The organism is Pseudolactococcus yaeyamensis, assembly GCF_054658615.1.
This window is the reverse complement of sequence record NZ_BAAGGP010000027.1, coordinates 1-23001: the sequence shown is the minus strand read 5'-3', so window position 1 is coordinate 23001 and position 23001 is coordinate 1. Positions and strand designations below refer to the sequence as shown.

Sequence of the window (23001 nt, the reverse complement as noted above, 5' to 3'; positions counted from 1 at the left end):
TGCGACCGTGATTTTCAGATAAAACCCTCTCATCAAGCTAAAACTTGACGAGAGGTTTTATGTTGCACAGGAAACAAATATGCTATAATAAAACTATGGAAAAATCAGAACAAATTATGACTGGCATTACTGACCTGAATAATAAACTTCTACTACTGCGGAAATCGATTATGGAAAAAGCAATGATAGGTTTTAGCTTATCAGAAATTGCTTATATAGAATATATTGCTTTGCATCCAGATGCTAATGTCACACGACTTGCTGCGGCGCTTTACATGACGCGAGGGGCGATTAGTAAGATCACGAAAAAATTGGAAAAAAAAGGCATGATTACCAGTTATCAGAAGCCTGATAATAAAAAAGAGCTCTACTTTTCCTTAACTGCAGAAGGACAAAAGATTGATGCCATTCATCGTCAGCTACACCAAGACTTCATCGCAGCGGACCAAAAAGTATTTGCGGCTTTTTCAGATTGCGACTTAACGACAATCCTTCGTTTTGTTGACGCTTATAATCAGCATTTAGATCAAGATTTAAAATGAGACCTTTGATAGGTTTTATTTTTTTGAATAAATATAGTTGACAAGGAAACAAAATTAAGGTAAAATAACGATGTTGACAAGGAAACAATAATCCGTCAACATCTGAAAGGTAACTTAAACAATGACAACAATCCCAAATAAAATGCCGCACCAAACAATGCGAGCAGCTTGGACACTCACGCTAGCAGCGATTGCCCCCATGTTGGACTCGACCATGGTTAATATCGCAGTCAAAGAACTAACGCAGGACTTTTCGACAAGTCTTGGCACTATCCAATGGGCCATGACAGGCTATATCCTTGCACTAGCCGTCGCTGTACCGGTTTCTGGCTGGTTGATGAATCATTTTAATGGCAAGAAAGTGCTCATTCTTGCCGTCATCATGTTTGGCCTAACCTCCGTCCTAGCAGGGCTAAGCTGGCGCGTTGAAGTCTTCATTTTCTTCCGTCTCCTGCAAGGTTTCAGCGCAGGCATTATCACACCGCTGATGTCCACTTTACTCGTCAAAACGGCTGGCCCTGAAAATATCGGTAAAGTGATTGCGATCGTCACAACGCCCATGATTTTTGGTCCAATCTTTGGTCCAGTGCTTGGCGGTTTTATCATTGAATTGACATCTTGGCAATGGCTTTTTTACATCAATGTCGCAGTGGTCGCGGTTACCGTTCCCTTGATGATGAAAAATCTCCCAAATTTCCCTGCCTTTGATCGCGAAAGTCGCTTGGATAGCCTCGGTATCCTGCTTCTGGCAACCATGAGTATCGCCTTCATTTTCGGCGTCTCCAAGGCAGCTGATCAAGCGAGTTTTACCAATCCGACGACACTCATTTGGCTTGGCCTTGGTTTCGCGCTGATGCTAGCTTATATCATCTATGACCGCCACACGACCAGCCAAACCGTTCTGCCTCTCACACTCTTTCGCTACACGACCTTCAAAGCAACTAGCGTAGGCCTATTCCTCGCTAACATTGCCATAATGGGCCCGATGTTGATTCTTCCTTTATTTTTTCAAAATATGCTAGAGTTGACACCGATTGAGGCAGCGCTCGCGCTGATGCCACAAGGTTTGGGGATGTTAATCACCCGCCCTTATATCGGTCGCATGATTGATAAAGTCGGAGCCAAAAAGGTTGTCCTAGTCAGTGTCATTCTCTCAATCGTCGGCTCTCTCCCACTCGTTTTCATCACATCGCATACCAGCCTGATTTGGCTATCTAGCCTCCTTTTCATTCGTGGAATGAGCGTTGGTGGTATTACCATTCCTTTGTCAAGTGATGCCTATACAGGTCTTGACGAAAAAGAATTACCACAAGCGAGTGTCGGCGTCAATGTGATTGAAAACCTCGGCTCTGGGTTTGGCACAGCGCTTCTAGCGACAGTTGTTGCCTCAGTCACAGTAACCAATGGCACGCTTTCTGGTTTTCATGCAGGCTTTTTAGTATCGGTAATCATTCTCGCCTTGATTAGTTTACCGGCTTTATTTTTAACATATAAGGTTCAGTTAAGTTAGCAAGTATATAATAAAATCATTCCTAAAATATTTTTCATAACCTTCCCTTTTCACAATGGCTCGCCAAACTTGGCGAGCTTTTGTGTTATAATGAAACCATGAGCATTGAAAATTATAAACCGGATTTTTTGCTGACAGCTGCTTATCAGCTGGATGCCGAAAGTTTGAGACGGCATGGCGTTCGTGCGGTGCTGGTCGATTTAGATAATACCTTGATGGCATGGGATAATCCTGATGGGACGCCTGAAATGCGGTCATGGTTGGCAGAGATGAAAGCAACAAATATCAAGGTCATCGTGGTGTCTAATAACAATCACGATCGCGTCAAGAGAGCTGTCGAGCGATTCGATGTGCCGTTTGTCAGTCGTGCTATGAAGCCTTTTGACATGGGCATCAAAAAAGCGCTTGCGTTTTTGGGTGAAAAGCCTGAGGATGCGGTCATGGTCGGCGATCAGCTGATGACGGATATTCGTGCGGCGAAGCGGGCTGGCGTTCGCAGTGTCTTGGTGCAGCCTTTGGTCAAGTCGGATGCGTGGAATACGAAGTTTAATCGAGTGCGTGAGCGCCGCGTGTGGCGCAAGTTAATAGAAAAATATGGAGAACCTGAGTGGCAGAACACGATTTAGTAACAGAGGAATTAGATGCTTTGCAGTGTATCGGTTGTGGGGCTGTCATTCAGACAGCAGATAAAGTGGGCATCGGTTATACCCCCCAATCAGCACTGGAAAAAGGGCTAGAAACGGGCGAGTTGTACTGTCAGCGCTGTTTCCGTCTGCGTCACTATAATGAGATTGCGGCGGTTAATATCAGTGATGATGAGTTTTTACGTCTCTTGACGGAAGTTGGTAACACCAATGCTTTAGTCGTCAATGTCGTTGATATTTTTGACTTCAATGGGTCAGTCATTCCGGGTCTGCATCGTTTTGTTGCGGGAAATGACGTGTTGCTAGTCGGAAATAAACGCGATATCTTACCGAAATCAGTCAAGGAAAGCAAAGTGAGAAATTGGTTGCGGGAACGTGCTTATGAAGAAGGCTTGCGCCCTGTTGATGTCGTTTTGACTAGCGCCTACAATCGAGATGATATCTTAGACCTTGTAGATGAGATTGAAAATTACCGTGAAGGTCGCGATGTCTATGTCGTGGGTGTGACCAATGTCGGCAAATCAACTTTAATCAATGCGATTATTAAAAATGCGACAGGCGACAGTGACGTCATCACGACTAGTCGTTTTCCGGGGACGACCCTAGATAAAATCGAGATTCCGCTAGATGACGGTCGCTTTATCGTTGATACACCGGGGATTATTCATCGGCATCAAATGGCGCACTTCATCGGGCCTGAGGACTTGAAATTAGTCAGTCCGAAGAAAGAAATTAAGCCGAAAACTTATCAGTTGAATGAGGGGCAGACTTTATTCATGGGGGGCTTGGCACGCTTTGACTACTTAAAAGGAGAAAAGCAAGGCTTTACAGGTTTCTTTGACAACCATCTGATGATTCACAGAACCAAACTTGAAAAGGCAGATGAATTTTACGCCAAACACAAAGGCAATCTGTTAGTGCCATCTCGTGAAGCTGACATGGCTGATTTCCCCAAACTTATCCGAAAAGAGTTTGCCATTAAAGGTAAATCAGACATTGTCTTTTCAGGACTAGGTTGGATTCGCGTGGCTAAACCTGCGATTATTGCTGCTTGGGTGCCTGAGGGGGGCGATGTGGTCGTGAGGAAAAGTTTGATTTAAAACGACAGGGCAAGTTTTGACTGCCTCAAATTTTATATTGATTGAAACCATCATCAGTTTATGTTATGATGGTTTTTTGATGAAATTTAAAGAAAGTATTGAGGGAAGACGATGAATACGATAGGATTATTATTTCAGGAAAATCCGTTTGTCTATATCGGACTTGGGATTGCGGCAGTTGCTTTAGTTGTCATGTTCGTTTTTTTAATCCAATTTATTGTTGGGAAAAATAGGAAACGTGAATTGATTAAATTTTTGATTGCACTATTTGTTTTGATTGCAAGTTTCGGGACTTTTATGTATGCGGCGCTGACGGTTGAGACGCCTAAGTCAGATACGATTACAGCAGTCATGGATGAGATTAATGGCAATAGTGATTACCAAAAATATGACGCTGAAGCCAACCGATTAACGACAGCGATAATCAATGAATGGGGTGTATCGGGTAATATTTCACCTGAAGAGGGTCAAACAGTTGTGGATAGTCATTGTGTAGAAATTGACGCTTTGATTGCCAAAGGGAATGGTTATCTGAAAGCGATTGATCAAGCAGCACCAAAAGCGAAACTAGACACACTACCCAAAGCCTATGGTAACTATGTCGCAGCAATTAAAGAAAATATCCAAATTAGTTTGAACATGTTGACGGATATCCAGACTGTTAAAGTGAATCAAAATGAAATGGTGGAGAAGTTCAACAAAGAGTATAATCAAGCGTTGATAACAGCACAAACGGCAATCAATTCAGCAATTGATGCCGTGAACAAGGCACGTGGAACTGGCAAATAAGCGCTGAGGTAAAAATTAGAATAGCACGTCAGCGATTTAGTCAGACTGTCGGATTAAAAAACTATTAGTTTTGATAAATAATAAGGGAGGTGTAATTCCTTCCTTTTTGTTTCCTCTAAATTATGGTAAAATTGGATTTAGAGATTTGAAATTTTGAATCGACAGCACACAAGCGACTAGACATACTCTTAAGTGAGTCTAACGTTACATATAGAAAGATAACTATGGCATTGACAGGAAAACAAAAACGCTATCTCCGCGCGGAAGCGCACCATTTGACACCGATTGTTCAAGTCGGTAAGAGTGGTTTAACCAATGAAATCAAGACGAGTATTCGCAAGGCGCTAGATGCCCGTGAATTAATCAAAGTGGCGATTCTACAAAATTCTGATGTTGACATTCATGATGTGGCAAAAGGGGTCGAAGAGATGTCATTTGATGTGGTGCAAAAAATTGGTCGCATTTTAGTTGTCTTTAAAGTGGCTGAAAAACGCGAAAATCGCAAGCTCTCCCTCAAAGTCAGAGACTTATAAGCCTCGTCTTTGAGGCGATCCGATAGGCTCAAACCTTATCGTCAAGTCTCACGCCTGTTCCGCCGCAACTACTAAAGGAGTTATCGATGGGCATTGAACTTCTCACCCCCTATACGAAAGTTGAACTTGAACCGCAAAAAACGGGAGAGCGCCGGCAGATTGGTCTTTTTGTCGGGAAATTTGCCCCGATTCATTTGGCGCATCTGGTCATTGCAGATCAGGTCTGGCGGGAGCTCAACCTTGAGCGTGTCTTGTTTATGCCTGAGCACGATGATGAAAATGGGACGATCATCAGTCTGCTGGCGCGTGGTCTGCAAGGTCATTCAGGCTTTGGGATTGAAACCGCACGTCTCAACCACACGAGAGAACCGCTGATTGAGACGCTTAAAACCCTGATTGCAAACAACTCCGAAACCGATTTTTACTTGATAGCTGGTAGTGATGAGATTGGTAGGTTATCGCAGCTGGAAAATGCGTCAGAATTGGCACAACTAGTCCAACTTGTGGGGGTGCAGCGACCGAAATTCAGGACGGGGACGTCCTTACCGATTTTATGGGTGGATGTGCCACAGATGGACATCTCGTCCAAACATCTACGAGACATGATGTGGCAGGGGATTGAGCCTAAGTTTTTGATGCCAGATGCGGTGCTTGAGATGATTAAGGAGAGGGGCTTATATGGGCTTTGAGTTTTATCCAGAAGTTGGGCTGACACGAGTTGAATTATTTGATAAAATTTCAGCTAACATGTCTGAAAAACGCTTTCAGCATGTGCAAAATGTCGCTAAGTCTGCGCTTCAATTAGCTGAGCGTTGGTGCTATCCTGAACCGAGAAAATCCGAATTAGCGGGTCTCCTGCATGATTATGCCAAGGAAGAAACGGATGAGACTTTTATCCAGCTGATAAAGAAACATCAGCTAGACCCAGACCTTCTCAACTGGAATAATAACGTCTGGCACGGTCTCGTTGGCATTTATAAAATTCAGGAAGATTTTGGATTGGCTGACCCAGAGATTATCCGTGCGATTGAAATTCATACGGTCGGGAGTGCTGCCATGACCTTGCTAGATAAGATTTTGTATGTGGCAGATTATGTCGAGGCGGGTCGTACCTTCGAGGGTGTTGAAACCGCACGTCAACTCGCTTACGAGCGGGATTTAGATGCTGCTGTGGCTTATGAGACAGTGCATACGATCGCATTTCTTGCGAGCAAACATGTGCCCATCTATCCGCAAACGATTTTGACCTATAATGCCTATGTCGATCAACTCAAATAGGACCAAAAAACGTCTGCTTGTGGGCTTTACTGCTGGTTTTCTGGCAATCAATGGCGGGCAAAGTATCTATCAAGCGCTTTTGATGAACAGACGCAAGCGACAATTTCGGGCTTATTTGAAAGATACCGCTAAGAAAGTTACTTTCGGTCATTTTCATCGCGGTTCAGTCTATGGTTACAAGCATATCAGAAGTTCGCAAAATGTTTATTTTGCGGTGAGACAGATCTCTGATGAACGTTTTATCGTTCGCCGTCACGCCAAGATTTGGAACATGCCTGAAACCTATGCCGTTACTGATTTTGACTATAATTTCCTCAGTGATTTTGCTTACTATGTCGATGACCAGATGGCTATGCAAGATCAGTTCGAGCCGATTCGTGCTGGAGATTGTTTAGATGACAGATTTCAAGTCGTTCAAACAATCGATGATGATGAGATGGGATTGCAAGCCATGGCTGTACAAGTCAGTCAAACGCAACTCGTCATTGCTTATGCTGGCACGAATCCTCTCGATGCTAGAGATTTGAAGATGGATATGACGACGCTTGTCGCCAAGCAAAATCTGCCGAGTTCAGAAAATCATCAGCAACATCAAAAGGCAGAGATATTTTATCAGACAGTCCAAGCTGACTATCCTAACCTGACCATCACGCTGACCGGTCATTCACTGGGCGGCTTTCTGGCTTTATACGTCGCTTGTCGCCATGGGCTAGGTGCCACAGTTTATAATGCGCCTGATCCATATCAACTGTTAGACGACATGCCTCTAAAACGAGAACTTAACCTGATAAATTACCGCCATGCTTATGATGCTATGGGTAATTTTGCGGGGAACGGCACGGGTGCTGAAGTGTTCAGTCATCGGCGCTTTGTCCCTGCGCGTACGCCTTTTGTTTACCACGGTATCGCCTCGTGGCGCTTTGATTCAAACGGAAAAATAGAAAGATAAGAAAATATGAGAACTCAAACTATACTACAAACCGTAGTGAAAGCTGCAGATGATAAAAAAGCCCTGAACATTGTTGCCTTAGATATGCGTGATGTGAGCGGTGTGATGGATACGCTGGTCGTAATGGAAGCGATGAATGCGCGTCAAATTGATGCCATCGTTGACAATATTACAGAAGCCATCAAGAAAAATGGTGGCGAAATCCATGGTGTTGAAGGCGTCGGTGCAGATGGTTGGGTCTTGATTGACCTGATTGATGTCGTGATTAATGTCATGACCCACGATGTGCGTTTGACTTATAGCCTTGAAAAACTTTGGCATGACGCACCAGATATTGATGTCGCAGACTGGTTGACCGCATAAAATATGGATAATTATCAAGAATTTGCCCGCGTTTATGACACGATTATGGACGACACGCTTTATGATGCTTGGCATGATTTTTCGCGTCGCCATTTACCGTCAGAAACCAAGGAAATATTAGAGCTTGCTTGTGGTACAGGCAAGCTTTCTGTGCAGTTTGCCCGAGATGGCTATGCCGTGACGGGGCTTGACCTGTCAGAAGAAATGCTGACCATCGCCTACAACCGAGCGCTAGACGAGCTAGACGACTCCACAGGCATCGGCTTTATTGAAGGCGACATGCGCGATTTGCGTGACGTCGGCACCTATGATGCCGTGACTTGCTACAGCGATAGTATCTGCTACATGCCCGACCGCGAGGCGGTGCAAGAAGTATTTGACGGCGTTTTCAACGCCTTGAATGCGGGTGGTACCTTTATCTTCGATGTGCACTCCGTGCATCAAATCGACGAAGTCTTTCCAGGCTATGCCTATCATGAAAACGAAGAAGATTTTGCCTTTATCTGGGATTCCTTTCCGGGAGAAAAAGCCCATAGTATCACGCATGAACTGACTTTCTTTGTCAAGGATAGCGAAGGAAAATTTGAGCGTCGCGATGAAGTTCACGATGAGCGAACTTACACGATTGATAACTACCTGACCATGCTAGACAATGCTGGTTTTGTCTCGGTCCAAGTTTTTGCCGACTTTGAAGATGTTGCGCCACATGAAAAAGATGACGACAGTGCCCGTTGGTTCTTTGTGGCGAGAAAGGATTAAGCATGGGATTAACACCATTAGAGGTTATGATCTTATTTAAAGATAAAAAAAGTAGTGGCGGATCTTACCAAAGTCCAAGAGGAGGCTGTTTAGGGCTTCTGATTGAGTTGATTAAGATTATCGTTTCTATTATCTTAGCGATTATTCTGGTAAGGTGGCTGGTTGGGGCGCTCTAACTGAACGGATCATAAGTGAAATTTTAGAAAGGGAATGCCATGTTTTATTTAGCTGTCGCACTTATCATTAGTTTGGTTACTTATTTATCACAAGATAGACGAAAAAGAATAGTGCCCACATGGTTAATTCTTGTTTTAGTCGTCCTTGGCTTAGCTGTTTTAATCGAAATCGCTGGAGAAGTAATACCGGTTGTCTTAGTCGCTTTATTTATTTGGTGGCTTGTCAGACGACCAAGTCGCCAAAAGAAAAAAGAAGGTAAGGCAGCAGCACAAGTTGAAGCCATGCGTGAACAGGCTAGACCAACTTCAAATCGAGCGATAGACCCTATCAAGCGCTATGTGTCAACGCCTAAACGTCAGGAAGCCTTGGCTGAATTAGACAGCACACCAAAAGAGCTGGCTGCCTACATTCATCAGGAAATCGATACCTTCTTCCTGAATGAGTGGACCAAGATGTCCGTCATCTATAGGGATAAGTCTAATCAGTTTGATGAGGATGTCCAAGACAATGCGGGTCAACAGATGCGGGAGATTTTGGATGCGATTTTTACTAAGTTTGCCAAGAAAAAACGGGCTGAAATGGTCGAAAAACAAGCTATCAACGAAGAATTGAAAGCCCAACACAAACAAGAAATTGACATCGCCATGCAAGTCTATGATAAATGGCAGGACAAGTCATGACTTCAAATGCCCTTTCTGACGAAAATTTAGGCAAGGTTTCAGGGATTATTGCGGAGTTTAATCCCTTTCATCACGGGCATCAGTACTTGCTGTCACAAGCACCGGGTCTGAAAATCGTTATCATGAGTGGCAACTGGATGCAGCGGGGGGAGCCTGCGATTGTGGACAAGTGGACACGTGCCCAAATGGCGCTAAAAAATGGTGCGGATATTATCGTCGAGCTACCATTTTTTGCTAGTGTTCAGGGTGCTGACTATTTCGCCCAATATGCGGTGCAAATGCTAGCTGACTTGGGCATTGACCAGTTGGTATTTGGGACGGATTCTGATGTCATTGCTTATGACGGTCTGCGTCAGATTTACCATGAAAAAGAGACAGAAATTCAAGCGTTTATAGCAGATTTACCTGACAATTTATCCTATCCGCAAAAGATGCAAGAGATGTGGCAGACTTTTGCTGGCGTTCAGTTTGATGGCAATACTCCCAATCATATCTTAGCTCTAGCTTATACCAAGGCTGTGGCGGCTATCGCACCGAAAATTCAATTACAGCCAGTCAAGCGCAAGGGCGCAGGTTTTCATGATGATACTTTGTCACACTTCGCCTCAGCGACGGCGATTCGGGAGCATGCAGATGAAGACTTATCACGCTTTATGCCAGACTTTGCCAGTTTTCAGGTTGCGCCTAAAGTCCAGTGGTCGGATTATTTCCCCTTGCTCAACTATCAGCTACTCTCAGCAAATCTCACCGACATTTTTCAGGTTAATGACGAGCTGGCTGTCAGATTGAAAAGTGCCATTAAAACAACGACAGACTTTGAAAGTCTAGTCGATGTGGTGGCGACGAAGCGCTATACCAAGGCGCGGGTCAGGCGGTTGTTGACTTATATTTTGGTTAATGTGCCTAAATCACAGGTCTTTGAGCAACCCAAGCCGCATGTGCTAGGCTTTTCAGCAGCGGGTCAGCGCTACCTGAAACAGTTTGATGTCGTGACCAAGGTCGGTAAAACCTATCAAGACACACTCAGCCTTCAGGCGGACGCTATCTATCGTCTGGGTAATCCAGCCATTCCTGAGCAAAATTACGGCCGACCACCGCTCAGGCAGACGCATGGCGCAGCCCCAGAAGAAAAAAGTGTCGAAAATGATGCGCAGAGCTGACAAATGTTGAAATTGTGATAAAATAGAATAATAAGTTAAAAGGATACGAAAGAAGGAGTTATAATGGGACGCAAATGGGCGAATATCGTCGCAAAGAAAACGGCTAAAGATGGCGCAAACTCAAAAGTTTATGCGAAATTTGGTGTGGAAATTTACGCTGCGGCGAAACAGGGAGATCCAGATCCTGAGTCGAACTCAAAACTGAAATTTACGATTGAACGTGCCAAACAAGCGCAAGTACCACGTCATATTATCGACAAAGCCATTGATAAAGCTAAAGGGAGCAGTGATGAAACCTTTACCGAAGGTCGTTACGAAGGCTTTGGTCCTAACGGCTCAATGGTTATCGTGGATACTTTGACGACCAACGTCAACCGGACGGCTGCTAATGTCCGTGCGGCTTATAACAAAAATGGCGGGAATTTTGGGTCATCAGGTTCAGTTTCTTACCTGTTTGATAATACTGGTGTCATTGGGTTTGTCGGGGATAATGCAGACGAGATTTTCGAGTATCTTTTAGAAAAAGAAATCGACGTGCGTGATGTTGAGCAACAAGAAGAACAAGTCATCGTCTACACAGAGCCGGAAGCTTTGCACAAAGCCTTAGAAGCGCTTCGTGACAATGGTGTTGCTGAGTTTACCGTGTCAGAACTTGAATTGATCCCGCAAAGTGAAGTCGACTTATCTGGCGACGATTTGGAAACTTTTGAGAAATTAATTGATGCACTTGAAGACGACGAAGATGTGCAAAAAGTTTATCATAATGTGGCTGATTTTTAAAACGAATTAAAGGTTTTATACCAGATAGTAAACGATGAAAAACGTGTGGCAAAAAGCCGACGCGTTTTTTTTTGCGTTTTTGAGAGGAAAGTATCAAATGTTTCTTTAAAAAACACGCCTTTTGATTTTTGAGAGGCAGAAATCTAAAAAATACAGGATTCTAAAAATGAGAAAATCGACATCTGTTTTTCGCTTCATGTCAAGTTTTAGTTCGAGATATATAATAGGAAGAAAGTTGGTAACTAGGGATTTTGTTTCTTTTCTTGAAAACCCAATCCCAGAAAAGTCAGAATAAAAAAAAAAAAAATAGAATAGCGCTTGTGCTTTTTAAGAAAAAATGTTAAACTTTTATTGTAGATGTTTATAAAGTGTTAATGAAATGATGATTTAAAGATATAATAGTTTGGTTAAAAATGATGATTTAAAGATATAATAGTTTGGTTAAAAATGATAAATCATTGGATTTTTGACTTGGGAAATAAATTTTATGATGTTAGGACTAGAGATGACAGGAAAATTTAAAAAGAAAAATTGTAAACAGATAAGTATCTTAAGTATCATGATGTTTTTTGTGTTGCTTTTGCAAGTGATGTTGCCATCTGCTTTTGTCAGCGAGGCGGCAACGCCACCACATGAGCGATTAGAAGCTGGGATGACGCTTTCAGAGTATCGGGCAGATGACATCTTGACCTCGCTGAATACAGCCGCCAATGAACAGTGGAATATTGATCATGGTTTTTACCCAACAGATGCTACAACGCGGGTCGTTACAAATTTTGATGACTTCAAATCTGCTTATACCAATGACTCAATAACGAAAATTATTCTGAATGCCGACATTGTACCTTCTGGAAATGGATACAGTGAAGCTCAGATGACGATGAGTCGTCATAATTCAATCGAAATTGATGGCTCCGGTTTGGATGGTACCGCACATTATAAACTTTACCTCTATGATGGCAATACCGATGGCGGTCAGTTGGAAATGGATATCAATTCTGCTGCTGAGTACAACTCGAAAACGAGTACACACCCAGTTTTTCATATGCATGACGTGGATGTTGCTAACCAAAGAACAGCAAAAGAAGCAGGACTAGGAGCAGGTGTCGCCTTCTTTCAAGGTGAAGATTTAGCCTACGATAATCAGGATGCTAATGGGACAGGTTACTATCGTATCGGTAATGTGACAACACCTTATACCGCTGGAAAAAAAGAGCACAGTGCGCGTATTGTTGGTCGTTTGTTGAGTGTTGATATGGCTGAGGTCTCTGTTTGGGGTTGGAATGATATTGTTACGAATGCCGAAAATTTTTATTTAGGTGCTTTCCATACGGAGGCTTATACGCATTATAGCGGTGTTAATGCGGATGCCGACTATTCTGTTATTTGGGCAACGCAGCCTGCTCTCGGGAGAACGAGCTCTGCAAATGGTCAACCCTACACGGGTGATAATAAAATGATTCTTGGTCAAGGTAGCTTTATCTATGTTCAAAATTCAACAACGGGAGGTAGCTATCCAGCCTTTTATGAGTGCTTTAAAGATTACATCGTTGAAGAAGATGTGACCCTCAATCTATCCATGCAAGGAAACGCTTTCCGATTTAATATGAATGACGGTACCTTTACAGCTAAAAAAGGCTCGAAAGTAGCCATGCTGTCACGAGGAACTGGCTCTGCGACATTTGCCTTTTCGGGAGGTGCGGCTGCAGGTGGTGTGGGAACTTCAAATAACTGTACTGTCAATTTTGAAGAAGGGTCTACGGTCTATCTATATGCTAATAGTAATAGTGATGGAACGATTAATATGGATAATGGTAACAATAATACCTTCACCATAGATAAACCGAATATTTATGATATACGAAACACACCCAATAATACATCAACAAGGCGTTCTGTTTTAAAAGATAATGATGATAGTATCGGAACAAGTAATACTTTTAAGATTACCAATTCAGACATCGCATTGTGGAAATATAATATCGCTATAGACGGTGCTGCAGGTGTAGACGATGCCAATATTAGCAACTTTTCATTTACAAATTCATCTTTGACATCAAGTAGCAGTCTAGTTAAGTCGTATTGGGATTCAGCAGGCAAATCGGATATTTCTAGGATTAGTGGTGTGAATACCTCTCCTGAAGTTGAGTGGTTGCCAGTTACCAATGCCGATAAGACTTTCAAATCGAAACTCAAACTAGGTGTTTATCCAGAAGGTGGCAGCTCGCCATTTGATGAAAATGGTCAGATGAAGACTAAAGTTGTCTATGCAGATAATGCGACGACAGGCTATCTTGACATGACTTTGCCCAACGGAACAAGCAGTAATCAAATCGTTTCAGATGGGTCGACCAACGGAAAAGAAGGTCGAAATTTTGAAAATGCAACGAAAGCTTTTGCTTGGACACCAGATGCGCCAAACAACGTTTTCCAAGTAGCAGGCACGTTGCTTTCTGCTACGGGCTATCGTGCCCCCGCACGGCAAGCGACTGGCGATACGACAGTTATTGATATCATACCACCAAATCCTGCAGTAATCACAACACAAACTGTGACTACTGCAACGACGCAACTTACAGGGACTGGTGAAGCTGATGCGATTGTGACACTGACAGTAAATGGTGTCATTCAGTCGCAAACAGCGACGGTTGCAAGTGATGGTAAATTCACATTAGAGTTACCAAGCAGTCTAGCCAAAGACGATGTCCTGCAAATTTTCCTTAGTGACCAATCAGGTGCAGCGGCAGAGTTAGCAGATAGACCTGCGACAAATACAGATATAGGAAATAACAATCCAGCAAGCGATCTGACTTATCGGGATACGACTTTCCTTGCAGCAACAAAAGTCACTGTTAAAGAATTAGTTTTGACACCTATTACTTTTACAAAAGTGGATCGTGATGTCACATCTAAAGAACTTTCAGGGGCTAAGTTTAAACTCTATGATACAGATGGCAACCAGCTTGGTACAGAGCAAGAAAGTGATGCTTCTGGAACAGTTGATTTTGGGAAATATGGAGATGGTGCCTATCTTTTAGAAGAAGTACAAGCACCAAATGATTATCTGACACCAGTTGGGAAATGGACGGTTCTTATCGATCATACCAAGACACCAGCGGTTGAGATGATTCGACCAACGACTGATACTAGCGTTAATTTTGCATATGCCGATCCGTTTAATGTTGCCAATCAGCGTGCGATTTCGGCTGAGGGAGTGACAGCTTCAAGCTGGACAGCTGACAATACAAACTTTACAAAAGATACAGCTTTAGGCGGTGAGATGACTTTCAATCAGACGACAAATACCTTGTCTATCAAAGTCTATCCATCTGGCGGCACAGGTGACTATCGCAGTTTCCGAGTTGGGATATCGGATGAAACGGCTTTCTTAGCTAAACTCAAGTCAGATAGTGTCAGAGTTAAAAGTTGGTCATGGTCACAGTCTAATCTTTCAGGGACTCTAGTTGATCAATCAACTGTGACGAAAGATAGCAAGCTTGAACAGTCAACAATGGCATCAGGAGCAACCGTACCAAATCATACCTTTCAAGCACGTGTTGCAAACACGACTGATGGTGGTGCTGAAACGAGCTATATGATTTTAACGCTTGTTTTAGAACCTGATTACGCTAAGGCAAGTGATGCTGCGACAGTAGCAGCTCAACCCAATCCGATAGAAAAAAATAATGCGCTTGCGATTCCTAATATTCAAAACGTGCATTTCAACTTTACAAAACAAGATGCCGCAACTGGTAAGCCACTAGCTGGTGTTAGTTTCAAACTAGAGGGTGTCAATGGCACAACCTATGCTGAAGTCAGCAAAACATCATTGGCGGATGGTCTGGTAGACTTTGAAATTTTACCAGATGGACAATATCGATTGATTGAAACATCAACTCTTAATGGTTATGAAAAACCAAATGGTAGTTGGCTTTTGACGGTTGATCATACCAAAGCTTTTGATAAGCGAATTAAAATTACTCTAGAGGACGGTGCTGATGGTGTTACGCCACCTGCGTTTGACGAAGTTGTGGACACCACTAATAAAGTCGTTCGCTATTCTTTAGTCAACGAACGAGCAGTCGGCTTGGTTTACACTGTCGTTAAAGCGGAAGATCCAGATCAAATTTTGCCAAATGTTAGCTTTAAACTTTATAAAAAGGAATCTGCTACTAGTGCTGAGGTCGTAACGGATGCTAATGTTGCATCAGGAGATTTTAAACTCATTCAGACCAAGTCGAGCGATAGCGCAGGTAAAATTGATTGGGGTTATCTTGCCGACGGCACCTATTATTTAGTTCAAACGAGTGCACCGACAGCTTACCAACGACCAATCGGTCAGTGGAAAATCGATATTGATAATAGTCAAGCCGCAGATGATCGAATGACGATTACAGGCAAAGGCAAACTTTTACCACCTGCTTTCATCAAGCTAACTGGTGGCACATCAGTTAGTTATAAATTACCAGTCATGAAACAAACGATTTTGCCTTATGCAGGACGACTCGGGATTATCGCAAGTCTGTTTCTTGGAATAACTTTAGTAGAGCTAGGTGGTGCGCTATACTATCAAAAAAATCTTATCTAAACTAAGTTGTTTAACTCGGATAGGATGAATCAAAATAGAAAATTTAGCTAGGAATGAAGAAAATGAGTGCTAATTTCAAAGAAATGTGTATCTATTTTTTATCAAGGGGCGACCCTTGATGATTACCGCCAAGTTTCTAAAATTGAAACTTGTCAAACGTTCTAACGCATGACATATCCACAGACATATCATTTAGAATTGAATGTTGTGTGGTTTGTATATATTTCACTGAAAAGCAGTGAATTATAAAGGAGAGAGAAATGAAAAAAATTCCAACTAAAAGTAAGTCGTTACTATTACTTTTCACACTTGTTATTAGTCTAGTGACAGCAATTTTTCCAGCTTTCACGACGAACGCAGCATCAGACTTACCAGATCCATCAGTAAAAGGTAGTTTGACTGTCCACAAATTGTCTCGGGCATCAAGTTCAAACTTGCCGGGTGATGGTTTAGAACTGGCTGACCCCTCCGTACATGGGAAACCACTTGCTGGTGCAGGATTTACGCTTTACAAAGTGAATGCTGGCTATAAAATGACGGATCAAACAACAGTTGCAGAAGCAAAAGCGAACGCGACAGTTGTTGGTAGTGAACAAATTACAGCGACTGATGGCATCACTAAATTTGATAATCTTGAAATTGGTTACTATGTCCTTAGTGAAACAACAACACCAGCAGGATACGCTGGCGCTGTTGATAGCATTATTACCTTGCCAATCGGTATCACTGAAACAGGTACTGGATGGAACTATGACCTCCATGTCTACCCTAAAAATGTAAAAGACGATGAGATTAGTAAGGAAGTGACAACAACCTCACCACAATACACAGTCGGAGATGTTGTTGGTTGGCAATTCCAAGCTAAAGTTGAATACGATTTGTATACTGATACACCGGCAGAAGCTTTTGGTTCATTCAAAGTAACTGACCCATTAGACAAACGTCTTGATTTTGGTCAAACAACTTCAGTTCGTGCGCTTGGTGGTGTAGCTGGACCGATTGTGTTGGCAGCAACAGATTATACAGAAGTTTATAATGCGGCGACAAATACAGTGACTTGGGAATTGACACAAGCTGGTTTGAAGAAAGTTGACCAAGAAGCTGCAAAAGAAATTGAAATCTCATTCAATACAGTTATCAATAACAAAGCAATCAGCGGAACACCTGCTGGGACACCATCTATCAGCAATGGTGGTGAGTTAGATATCAAAGATAATAATGGTACTGATGGTAAAAATGCTGAAGTTGATGATAAAGAAAAACCAAGTGTTGATTTAGCTGGTGTTGTAATTAACAAAGTTGATAGCAAAGACGATACGATTGCTTTGGCTGGTGCTAAATTTAAAATTGCAACTAGCTTAGCAAATGCTAAAGCAGGTACCTATATTCAAGATGCTGCTGGAGCTGATATCGAAGTCGTAACTGGTGATAATATTGATACAGCGACTATTGAAAAAGGCTATGGTATGTTTACAGGTCTTGCTTTAAATGCTTCAGGCGATACAGAGTTTTACTTGGTGGAGGTTGAAGCCCCAACAGGATATGTCAAACGTCAATCAGTGATTTTGGCAACCATCCCTGCTGGAGATAAAAAAGTAACCATTAAAGTATTGAACCAAAAAATTGGTGACCCTGCGATTGACGAAGAAAATCCAACATTCCTATTGCCAAATACAGGTGGTATCGGTTCATTGATTTTCTGGATTTCTGGTTTAGCATTAATTGCTGTTGGTGCATTCTTACTTTTCTTCTTGAAACGTAAAAAAGAAGATGATGAAGAGCAAGTAGTCGCACATTAATAAAATTTAGCGAACTTTCAAGAAATGATCAATGTTTGAGCATTGACATTTTTTGTATTTTCTAGTACAAATGTTAAGATAGCACGCAAGTAGCGCACTTTGTTATCGTTTTGAAGTACATCAATAAAGAATGAAGGAGTGAAGGAAAGTGTCTAGAAAAAATACGATTTTTTTAAGTGTCACTTTTCTTTTCTTTGGTATATTAGTATTTACCTATCCGTCACTTAGTAACTGGTGGAATACAAGAAGAATGCTGGCCGTGTCAACTGTCTATGATAATAAAGTAAATGGTTTAGATAATGAAACCAAAAGAACAGAATGGCAAAAAGCTATTGATTACAATAATAGTTTGAGTGGGAATCCTGTCAAAGACCCCTTTGTAGCGGGTAGTGGTACTGCCCTGCCAAAGAATTATCTTGATGTTCTGAACATTGGGGGCGTTATGGGGGCGATAGAAATTCCGAAGATAAAGGTGAAACTCCCTTTATTTCATGGGACGAGCGATGAGGTGTTAGAAAAAGGTGTCGGTCATTTGGAAGGGAGTTCTTTTCCAATCGGCGGTCTAGGGACACATGCCTTGTTATCAGGTCATACAGGTCTACCCAGTGCTAAATTGTTTACTGATTTGATTAGACTTAAAGAAGGCGATATCTTTAAAGTAAATGTCTTAGATGAACAGCTCGTTTATAAGGTTGATTCAATTTCAGTTGTCAATCCAGAAGACATTTCAAAATTGTTTCCAGATGTCAAAAAGGATTATGTGACATTAATTACCTGTACACCTTATGGTATCAATTCACACAGACTTTTGGTTCGCGGTGAACGTGTTTATCAATTAGACGAAACCATCGAAGTTGTCAAAAAGGAGACCTATCTCATCTTGATTTTACTGGTCGTGCTAACGAATGCCTTGCTACTGATTTTGACGAAAATAATTTATCATCACTATAAAAAGAAATATTTGAGGGAGTTATGAAGAAAAAAGATATTTTGCTGTTAATCATCTTAAGTTTCATGATGTCAGGCTTTCAATTCTTAATTTTCCCTATTAGTTCCAATCAGTTTTATCAAAATGAAGTTGCTTTGAAAGTAAAACATTTTGAAACAGAGATTAGTCAAACGTCAAGCAAGACATCAGATAATGGTAAGGCGACAAAAGAGGCTTCGGATTTTTCTACTTTACATACTGCTTTGCAACAGAAAAATGAGATGCTTTTCATTGATGGACAAAAGGAGTTAAAAGACCCCTTTTCTTACGAGGAGCCAGATATTGATTTGGCAGAATATGGCTTAAAGGATAATTGTATTGGCTTCGTAGATATTCCTAAGATTGAAATGACCTTACCGATTTATCTAGGCGCCAATGAAGCCAATATGGAGCAGGGAGCGGTTCATTTGACCAATACCTCCTATCCGATAGGTGGTGAAAATACCAATTCAGTGATTGCAGCGCATCGAGGTTACTATCGTTCTAATATGTTTAGGGACTTGAATCATTTAGTGCCTAAAGATATTGTGAAGGTCAAAAATTTTAAGGAAACTTTGATTTATGAAGTTGAACGTCTTGAAGTAATTGAGCCGACAGAAATCAATAAGTTATTGATTGTACCGAGTGAGGATCGTTTAACCTTGTTCACCTGTGAGCCCATGTGGTCAAGTGAAAAACGTTTGGTTGCTTATTGTAAGCGTAAAATAGATAGCTCGAGTGAGGCGACTGTTGATAAGGCAACAAAAGAGGCTGACAATACAACAAAAGCGCTAGTCGAAGAAGAGGGAGAACGAACGAATTTGACAATACATACTCAAAAAAAGATAGATGTTAAATTAAAAATCGGTGTTATCATCTTGATTGTTTGTGGCTTACTTGCTGGTCTAGCTTACACGCTGAAATTACTTTTAGATGAGACAAAAACAGTGCCACATCATCGGGATTATAGTCAGTATGAAAAAATACTGACAGATGAAGAAAAGCAAAAATGGCAGACAGCACCAATTGAAAATGGAAAAGCACACATCCAAATCAATTCAAGGATTCCGATTTCTTTGTCTCAAAAAAAAGCGAAGATTCGCTTGATTATTCCGCCGTATAGTGATATGATTTGTAAGGTAGAGTTAAAATTGGCAGATAGTTCTGAGACGGTTTATAAGACATCTTATTTGGCACCTGGAACAGTAGTTAATCAAGCTAAGATAAATGAAAAAATAGCACTACCCGAGGGTATGATAAAAGGCTATGCAGTTTATTATTTCTATGATGCAGCGAAGAAACTTCGAGGGGACTACAAAGTTAAGGTAGAATTTAATGTAAGTAAGGAAGTGGATTTTGGACTATAAATTATTACTCATTATTTGGGGAGTAGGTGTGATTGCGACGATAGGTCTAGTCTGGTTAAATCGTCGTTCACTTTTCATGGGTTGTGTCAGCGTGATTACTTGTAATATCGCTTGCTTTTTTAGCTACCAATTCTTCTTCCCCTATTTTGCGGGAGTTAAATTGCAGTATTTGAGTTTGAACTTGATTCTGTTGCTGACGATACCGATATGCTTTTATATCTTGGCCTCTATCTACCATATCATCTATAAATCTCGTCGAAAAAGGAAAATGGCTGTTAATGATAAACAGACGATTTTAGTATCTGATGAAGTGGCAGAAGCACACAACTCTGGAGAAAGTAATGTGCCCCCGAAGGGTATGCGTTCGGAGATTTCGACAGTCCAAGACACCCCTCTTTCAGCAACACCGTCTACATTAGTCAATGCTAGTGAAGACACCGTTTTACCCCCTGACACTAATGAAGAGATACAATCGCAGCACTTGGCAATGCCTAAAGATGAGCCCGATGTCATATCAGAAATCTCTGATTCAACTGATGATGACATGTCAGAATCGCAACAAGCAGTCGTTTCAAACAAAACGGATGCTCTGAAAACATCGGCGCCAATAGCTAATGAAGTCATTGAAGAAACTTCAGAAGTCATAACACAGCAACAAGCTTCTTGGCAAAAAATTCAAGAGTTATACGCTATTGGTGCAGTGGATATGTCCTTTGAAATTTTAGAGAAGTATCTAGCTTATGATTTGACCGCAGAAGAGCGGATGACAGCCATTCGATTTAAGGTTGCACATCTTAGAGAGACTGGTCAAATAGAGCAATTACTTTCATTCTTAGAGCAAGAAAAAAGTCAGGTTCAAGGTGAGAATTCGATTCAAATCAAATTGTTATTAAACTTGTTCTTGAAGTATAAAAAATAATATGGTACAATGTCACTAAGAGTCGAAGTGCATTATTTTAAGGAGAAAAAATGAAATTAGTAAGTGTTTTAAATGAATTACCAATTGTTGGCATTCAAGAGGGCGAAGTACTTGGTGTTATCTCAAAGGTATTCGTATCTAAAGAAACAAAACGAGTTAAATATTTGATTTCTAATACCGTTAAGCAAGCTAATATTCCAACAGCGATTGATTTTAAAGCAGTCAGAGGGTTGGGTGAAGACTATGCCGTCATCTTAAAAGCTAGTGAACTAAAAACCTTCTCAGATGAATCAATTGTTTTAGATGATACGGTTGATATTATTGGAACCACTGTTTTGGTTGACTCTGGGGATAAAATAGGTAATGTTACAGACTTTGAAATTGATGAAAAAACTGGCGCCATTTCTAAAGCTATTTTAGATACAGAGAAAACTTTTGTAGGAAGTCAAATCATTTCACTTTCAGAGCATTTTGTCATTGTGACAGAGAATCTTGAAGGTTATCAAGAAATTGATGATACAGAAGAAGTTCAGACACCTGATTCTGAGAAGGATACGGTAGTTGAAGAAAAAAAAACAGACACTATTGAATCTGAACAGGTCGCACAAGAAATTCCTACTGAAGTAATACCAGAAGTTACAGAGGACGCTGCTGAAGAAGCTATCGAGCCAGATATTCTTGCTGAGTCCTCAACTGAGCCTGATAAAGAAGACATTGAGCTTGATCAAGCAATGGTGAAATTTCTAGTAGGTAAAATGACTGTTGCCAAGACTGTCTCCGAAGATGGTAGTTTCTCAATTGAGGCTGGTGTCCCATTGACAGAAAAAGTGATTGAAGCGGCTAGTCAGAATGGTATTTTAACTGATTTGGTTATGAATGTCTAATCTGTAAATTGGTAAAACTGATTCGTTACGAAAAGGCTTGACTTTTTTCCGAAACATGGTACACTAATATGGTATGCTTTTGGCATAACTATGAAACGGAAAAGAGGTGAAATCCTATGTCACAAACAATCGTACGTAAAAACGAATCGCTTGACGACGCGCTTCGCCGCTTTAAACGTTCAGTAACAAAAGCTGGAACACTTCAAGAAGCTCGTAAACGCGAGCACTACGAAAAACCTTCTGTGAAACGTAAACGTAAATCAGAAGCAGCTCGTAAACGTAAAAAATTCTAATCAGTCATGTTTAGAGATAAGAAAGCAGCCTTGGGGTTGCTTTTTTTGTCTTCATGCGGATAAGACCAATTCCTTTACGAACTCATCCTTTAAATGTTACAATGAAGGCAAATCAAAGCATGAATAAAGAAAGAGGCGCAAGCATGAAAATCGCAGTTATTGGTGCAACAGGTCAAGCAGGTAGCTTAATTACTGAAAAATTAGTTGCTATGGGTGCAGATGTCACAGCGTTAGTTAGAAATGCCAGTCGCCTAACAGTTGATATCCCTGTCATCGAAAAAGATATTTTTACCTTAACACAAGCAGACCTAGCACCATTTGATATCGTCATCGAAGCCTTTCGGGCGCCAGACGGTCAAGAAAGCCAGCATCTGCAAGCCATGCAACATCTGATTAGCTTGCTGTCAGGCAGTCAGACGCATCTGATTGCGGTGGGCGGGACGAGCTCACTCTATATTGATGCGACCCGCACCCAACGTCAGATTGACCTTGTCGATGTGACAGCGCCTTTCTACCCAGTCGCTAAAGCAATGAGTGACGCAGCCCTTGAGCTCAAAGCGAGCGACCTCAACTACACTTACGTCTCACCCGCTGCTTACTTTGATCCGGCAGGCCCTGAAACGGGGGCTTACAGCTTAGCCACCGACATTTTCACGGCAAATGCGTCTGGGGAAAGTTATATCTCAATGGCAGATTTCGCAAGTGCTGTGCGTGATATCGTGCTTAATGGGAGGCGCCAAAGGGAACATATCAGCATTTATCAAAATTAGAGGCGGATGAGGCGAGTGAAAGTCACGGTCGTTTCATAAACTTTTTATTACGTCAGTCAATATCTTCTCATTCACCAAGCATTTCAATAGATTCTGCTTGACACTAACCCTTTTATTTACTTGTTTCAAATAAGTACGATGAGCCAAAAT

Annotated in this window: 23 protein-coding genes; all 23 read left to right on the top strand. The window is 41.6% G+C overall.

The annotated features are described in order from the left end of the window. Positions 1–95: 95 nt before the first annotated feature. A complete protein-coding gene (locus tag ACYQ21_RS06960; protein WP_460056848.1) occupies positions 96–542 on the top strand; it encodes a MarR family transcriptional regulator in 447 nt (148 codons plus the stop codon). Between the two features lie 121 nt (positions 543–663). After that, positions 664–2052, top strand: coding sequence for a DHA2 family efflux MFS transporter permease subunit (locus ACYQ21_RS06955; RefSeq protein WP_460056846.1), 1389 nt, complete (start codon positions 664–666; stop codon positions 2050–2052). A gap of 98 nt (positions 2053–2150) precedes the next feature. Further along, positions 2151–2678, top strand: a complete 528-nt coding sequence (locus tag ACYQ21_RS06950; protein ID WP_460056843.1) for a YqeG family HAD IIIA-type phosphatase — start codon at positions 2151–2153, stop codon at positions 2676–2678. Next, on the top strand, positions 2660–3796 hold the full coding sequence (gene yqeH, locus ACYQ21_RS06945; protein WP_460056841.1) for a ribosome biogenesis GTPase YqeH: 1137 nt from the start codon (positions 2660–2662) through the stop codon (positions 3794–3796). The genes ACYQ21_RS06950 and yqeH overlap by 19 nt, the downstream gene beginning before the upstream one ends. 111 nt (positions 3797–3907) lie before the next feature. Beyond that, positions 3908–4585, top strand: coding sequence for a hypothetical protein (locus tag ACYQ21_RS06940; RefSeq protein ID WP_460056838.1), 678 nt, complete (start codon positions 3908–3910; stop codon positions 4583–4585). Between the two features lie 224 nt (positions 4586–4809). Beyond that, positions 4810–5118 (top strand): ribosome assembly RNA-binding protein YhbY, encoded by a 309-nt coding sequence (gene yhbY, locus ACYQ21_RS06935; RefSeq protein ID WP_460056836.1) that lies wholly within the window; start codon positions 4810–4812, stop codon positions 5116–5118. Positions 5119–5204: 86 nt separating this feature from the next. Beyond that, positions 5205–5807, top strand: a complete 603-nt coding sequence (locus tag ACYQ21_RS06930) for a nucleotidyl transferase family protein (protein ID WP_460056833.1) — start codon at positions 5205–5207, stop codon at positions 5805–5807. Beyond that, positions 5797–6396, top strand: coding sequence for a bis(5'-nucleosyl)-tetraphosphatase (symmetrical) YqeK (yqeK, locus tag ACYQ21_RS06925; protein ID WP_460056831.1), 600 nt, complete (start codon positions 5797–5799; stop codon positions 6394–6396). The genes ACYQ21_RS06930 and yqeK overlap by 11 nt, the downstream gene beginning before the upstream one ends. After that, positions 6377–7345, top strand: a complete 969-nt coding sequence (locus ACYQ21_RS06920; RefSeq protein WP_460056829.1) for an Mbeg1-like protein — start codon at positions 6377–6379, stop codon at positions 7343–7345. Before yqeK ends, ACYQ21_RS06920 begins: the two co-directional genes overlap by 20 nt. Before the next feature lie 6 nt (positions 7346–7351). Continuing rightward, a complete protein-coding gene (gene rsfS, locus ACYQ21_RS06915) occupies positions 7352–7708 on the top strand; it encodes a ribosome silencing factor (RefSeq protein WP_460056827.1) in 357 nt (118 codons plus the stop codon). A gap of 3 nt (positions 7709–7711) precedes the next feature. Next, positions 7712–8467, top strand: a complete 756-nt coding sequence (locus tag ACYQ21_RS06910; RefSeq protein ID WP_460056824.1) for a class I SAM-dependent DNA methyltransferase — start codon at positions 7712–7714, stop codon at positions 8465–8467. Between the two features lie 2 nt (positions 8468–8469). Further along, positions 8470–8643 carry a hypothetical protein gene (locus ACYQ21_RS06905; RefSeq protein WP_460056822.1) on the top strand — a complete coding sequence of 58 codons (174 nt, stop codon included), beginning with the start codon at positions 8470–8472 and terminating at the stop codon, positions 8641–8643. Between the two features lie 39 nt (positions 8644–8682). Beyond that, entirely contained in the window at positions 8683–9324 is a 642-nt protein-coding gene (locus ACYQ21_RS06900; protein ID WP_460056820.1) for a hypothetical protein, read from the top strand. Next, positions 9306–10484: a nucleotidyltransferase gene (locus tag ACYQ21_RS06895; RefSeq protein WP_460056817.1), complete on the top strand. Its 1179-nt coding sequence runs from the start codon at positions 9306–9308 to the stop codon at positions 10482–10484. Before ACYQ21_RS06900 ends, ACYQ21_RS06895 begins: the two co-directional genes overlap by 19 nt. Positions 10485–10547: 63 nt before the next feature. Beyond that, complete coding sequence (locus ACYQ21_RS06890) at positions 10548–11264, top strand: YebC/PmpR family DNA-binding transcriptional regulator (protein WP_460056815.1); 717 nt, start codon at positions 10548–10550, stop codon at positions 11262–11264. 487 nt (positions 11265–11751) lie between these two features. Further along, positions 11752–15852 carry a SpaA isopeptide-forming pilin-related protein gene (locus ACYQ21_RS06885; RefSeq protein ID WP_460056812.1) on the top strand — a complete coding sequence of 1367 codons (4101 nt, stop codon included), beginning with the start codon at positions 11752–11754 and terminating at the stop codon, positions 15850–15852. Between the two features lie 260 nt (positions 15853–16112). After that, a complete protein-coding gene (locus tag ACYQ21_RS06880; protein WP_460056809.1) occupies positions 16113–17651 on the top strand; it encodes a SpaH/EbpB family LPXTG-anchored major pilin in 1539 nt (512 codons plus the stop codon). 148 nt (positions 17652–17799) lie between these two features. Then, positions 17800–18627: a class C sortase gene (locus ACYQ21_RS06875; RefSeq protein ID WP_460056807.1), complete on the top strand. Its 828-nt coding sequence runs from the start codon at positions 17800–17802 to the stop codon at positions 18625–18627. Next, positions 18624–19985: a class C sortase gene (locus ACYQ21_RS06870; RefSeq protein WP_460056805.1), complete on the top strand. Its 1362-nt coding sequence runs from the start codon at positions 18624–18626 to the stop codon at positions 19983–19985. The genes ACYQ21_RS06875 and ACYQ21_RS06870 overlap by 4 nt, the downstream gene beginning before the upstream one ends. Then, positions 19975–20904, top strand: a complete 930-nt coding sequence (locus ACYQ21_RS06865) for a hypothetical protein (RefSeq protein WP_460056802.1) — start codon at positions 19975–19977, stop codon at positions 20902–20904. The genes ACYQ21_RS06870 and ACYQ21_RS06865 overlap by 11 nt, the downstream gene beginning before the upstream one ends. Before the next feature lie 50 nt (positions 20905–20954). After that, positions 20955–21788, top strand: coding sequence for a PRC-barrel domain-containing protein (locus ACYQ21_RS06860; protein ID WP_460056800.1), 834 nt, complete (start codon positions 20955–20957; stop codon positions 21786–21788). 116 nt (positions 21789–21904) lie between these two features. Then, entirely contained in the window at positions 21905–22081 is a 177-nt protein-coding gene (gene rpsU / locus ACYQ21_RS06855) for a 30S ribosomal protein S21 (RefSeq protein ID WP_003137442.1), read from the top strand. Between the two features lie 119 nt (positions 22082–22200). Continuing rightward, a complete protein-coding gene (locus ACYQ21_RS06850; protein ID WP_460056796.1) occupies positions 22201–22851 on the top strand; it encodes an NAD(P)-dependent oxidoreductase in 651 nt (216 codons plus the stop codon). Positions 22852–23001: the final 150 nt, after the last annotated feature.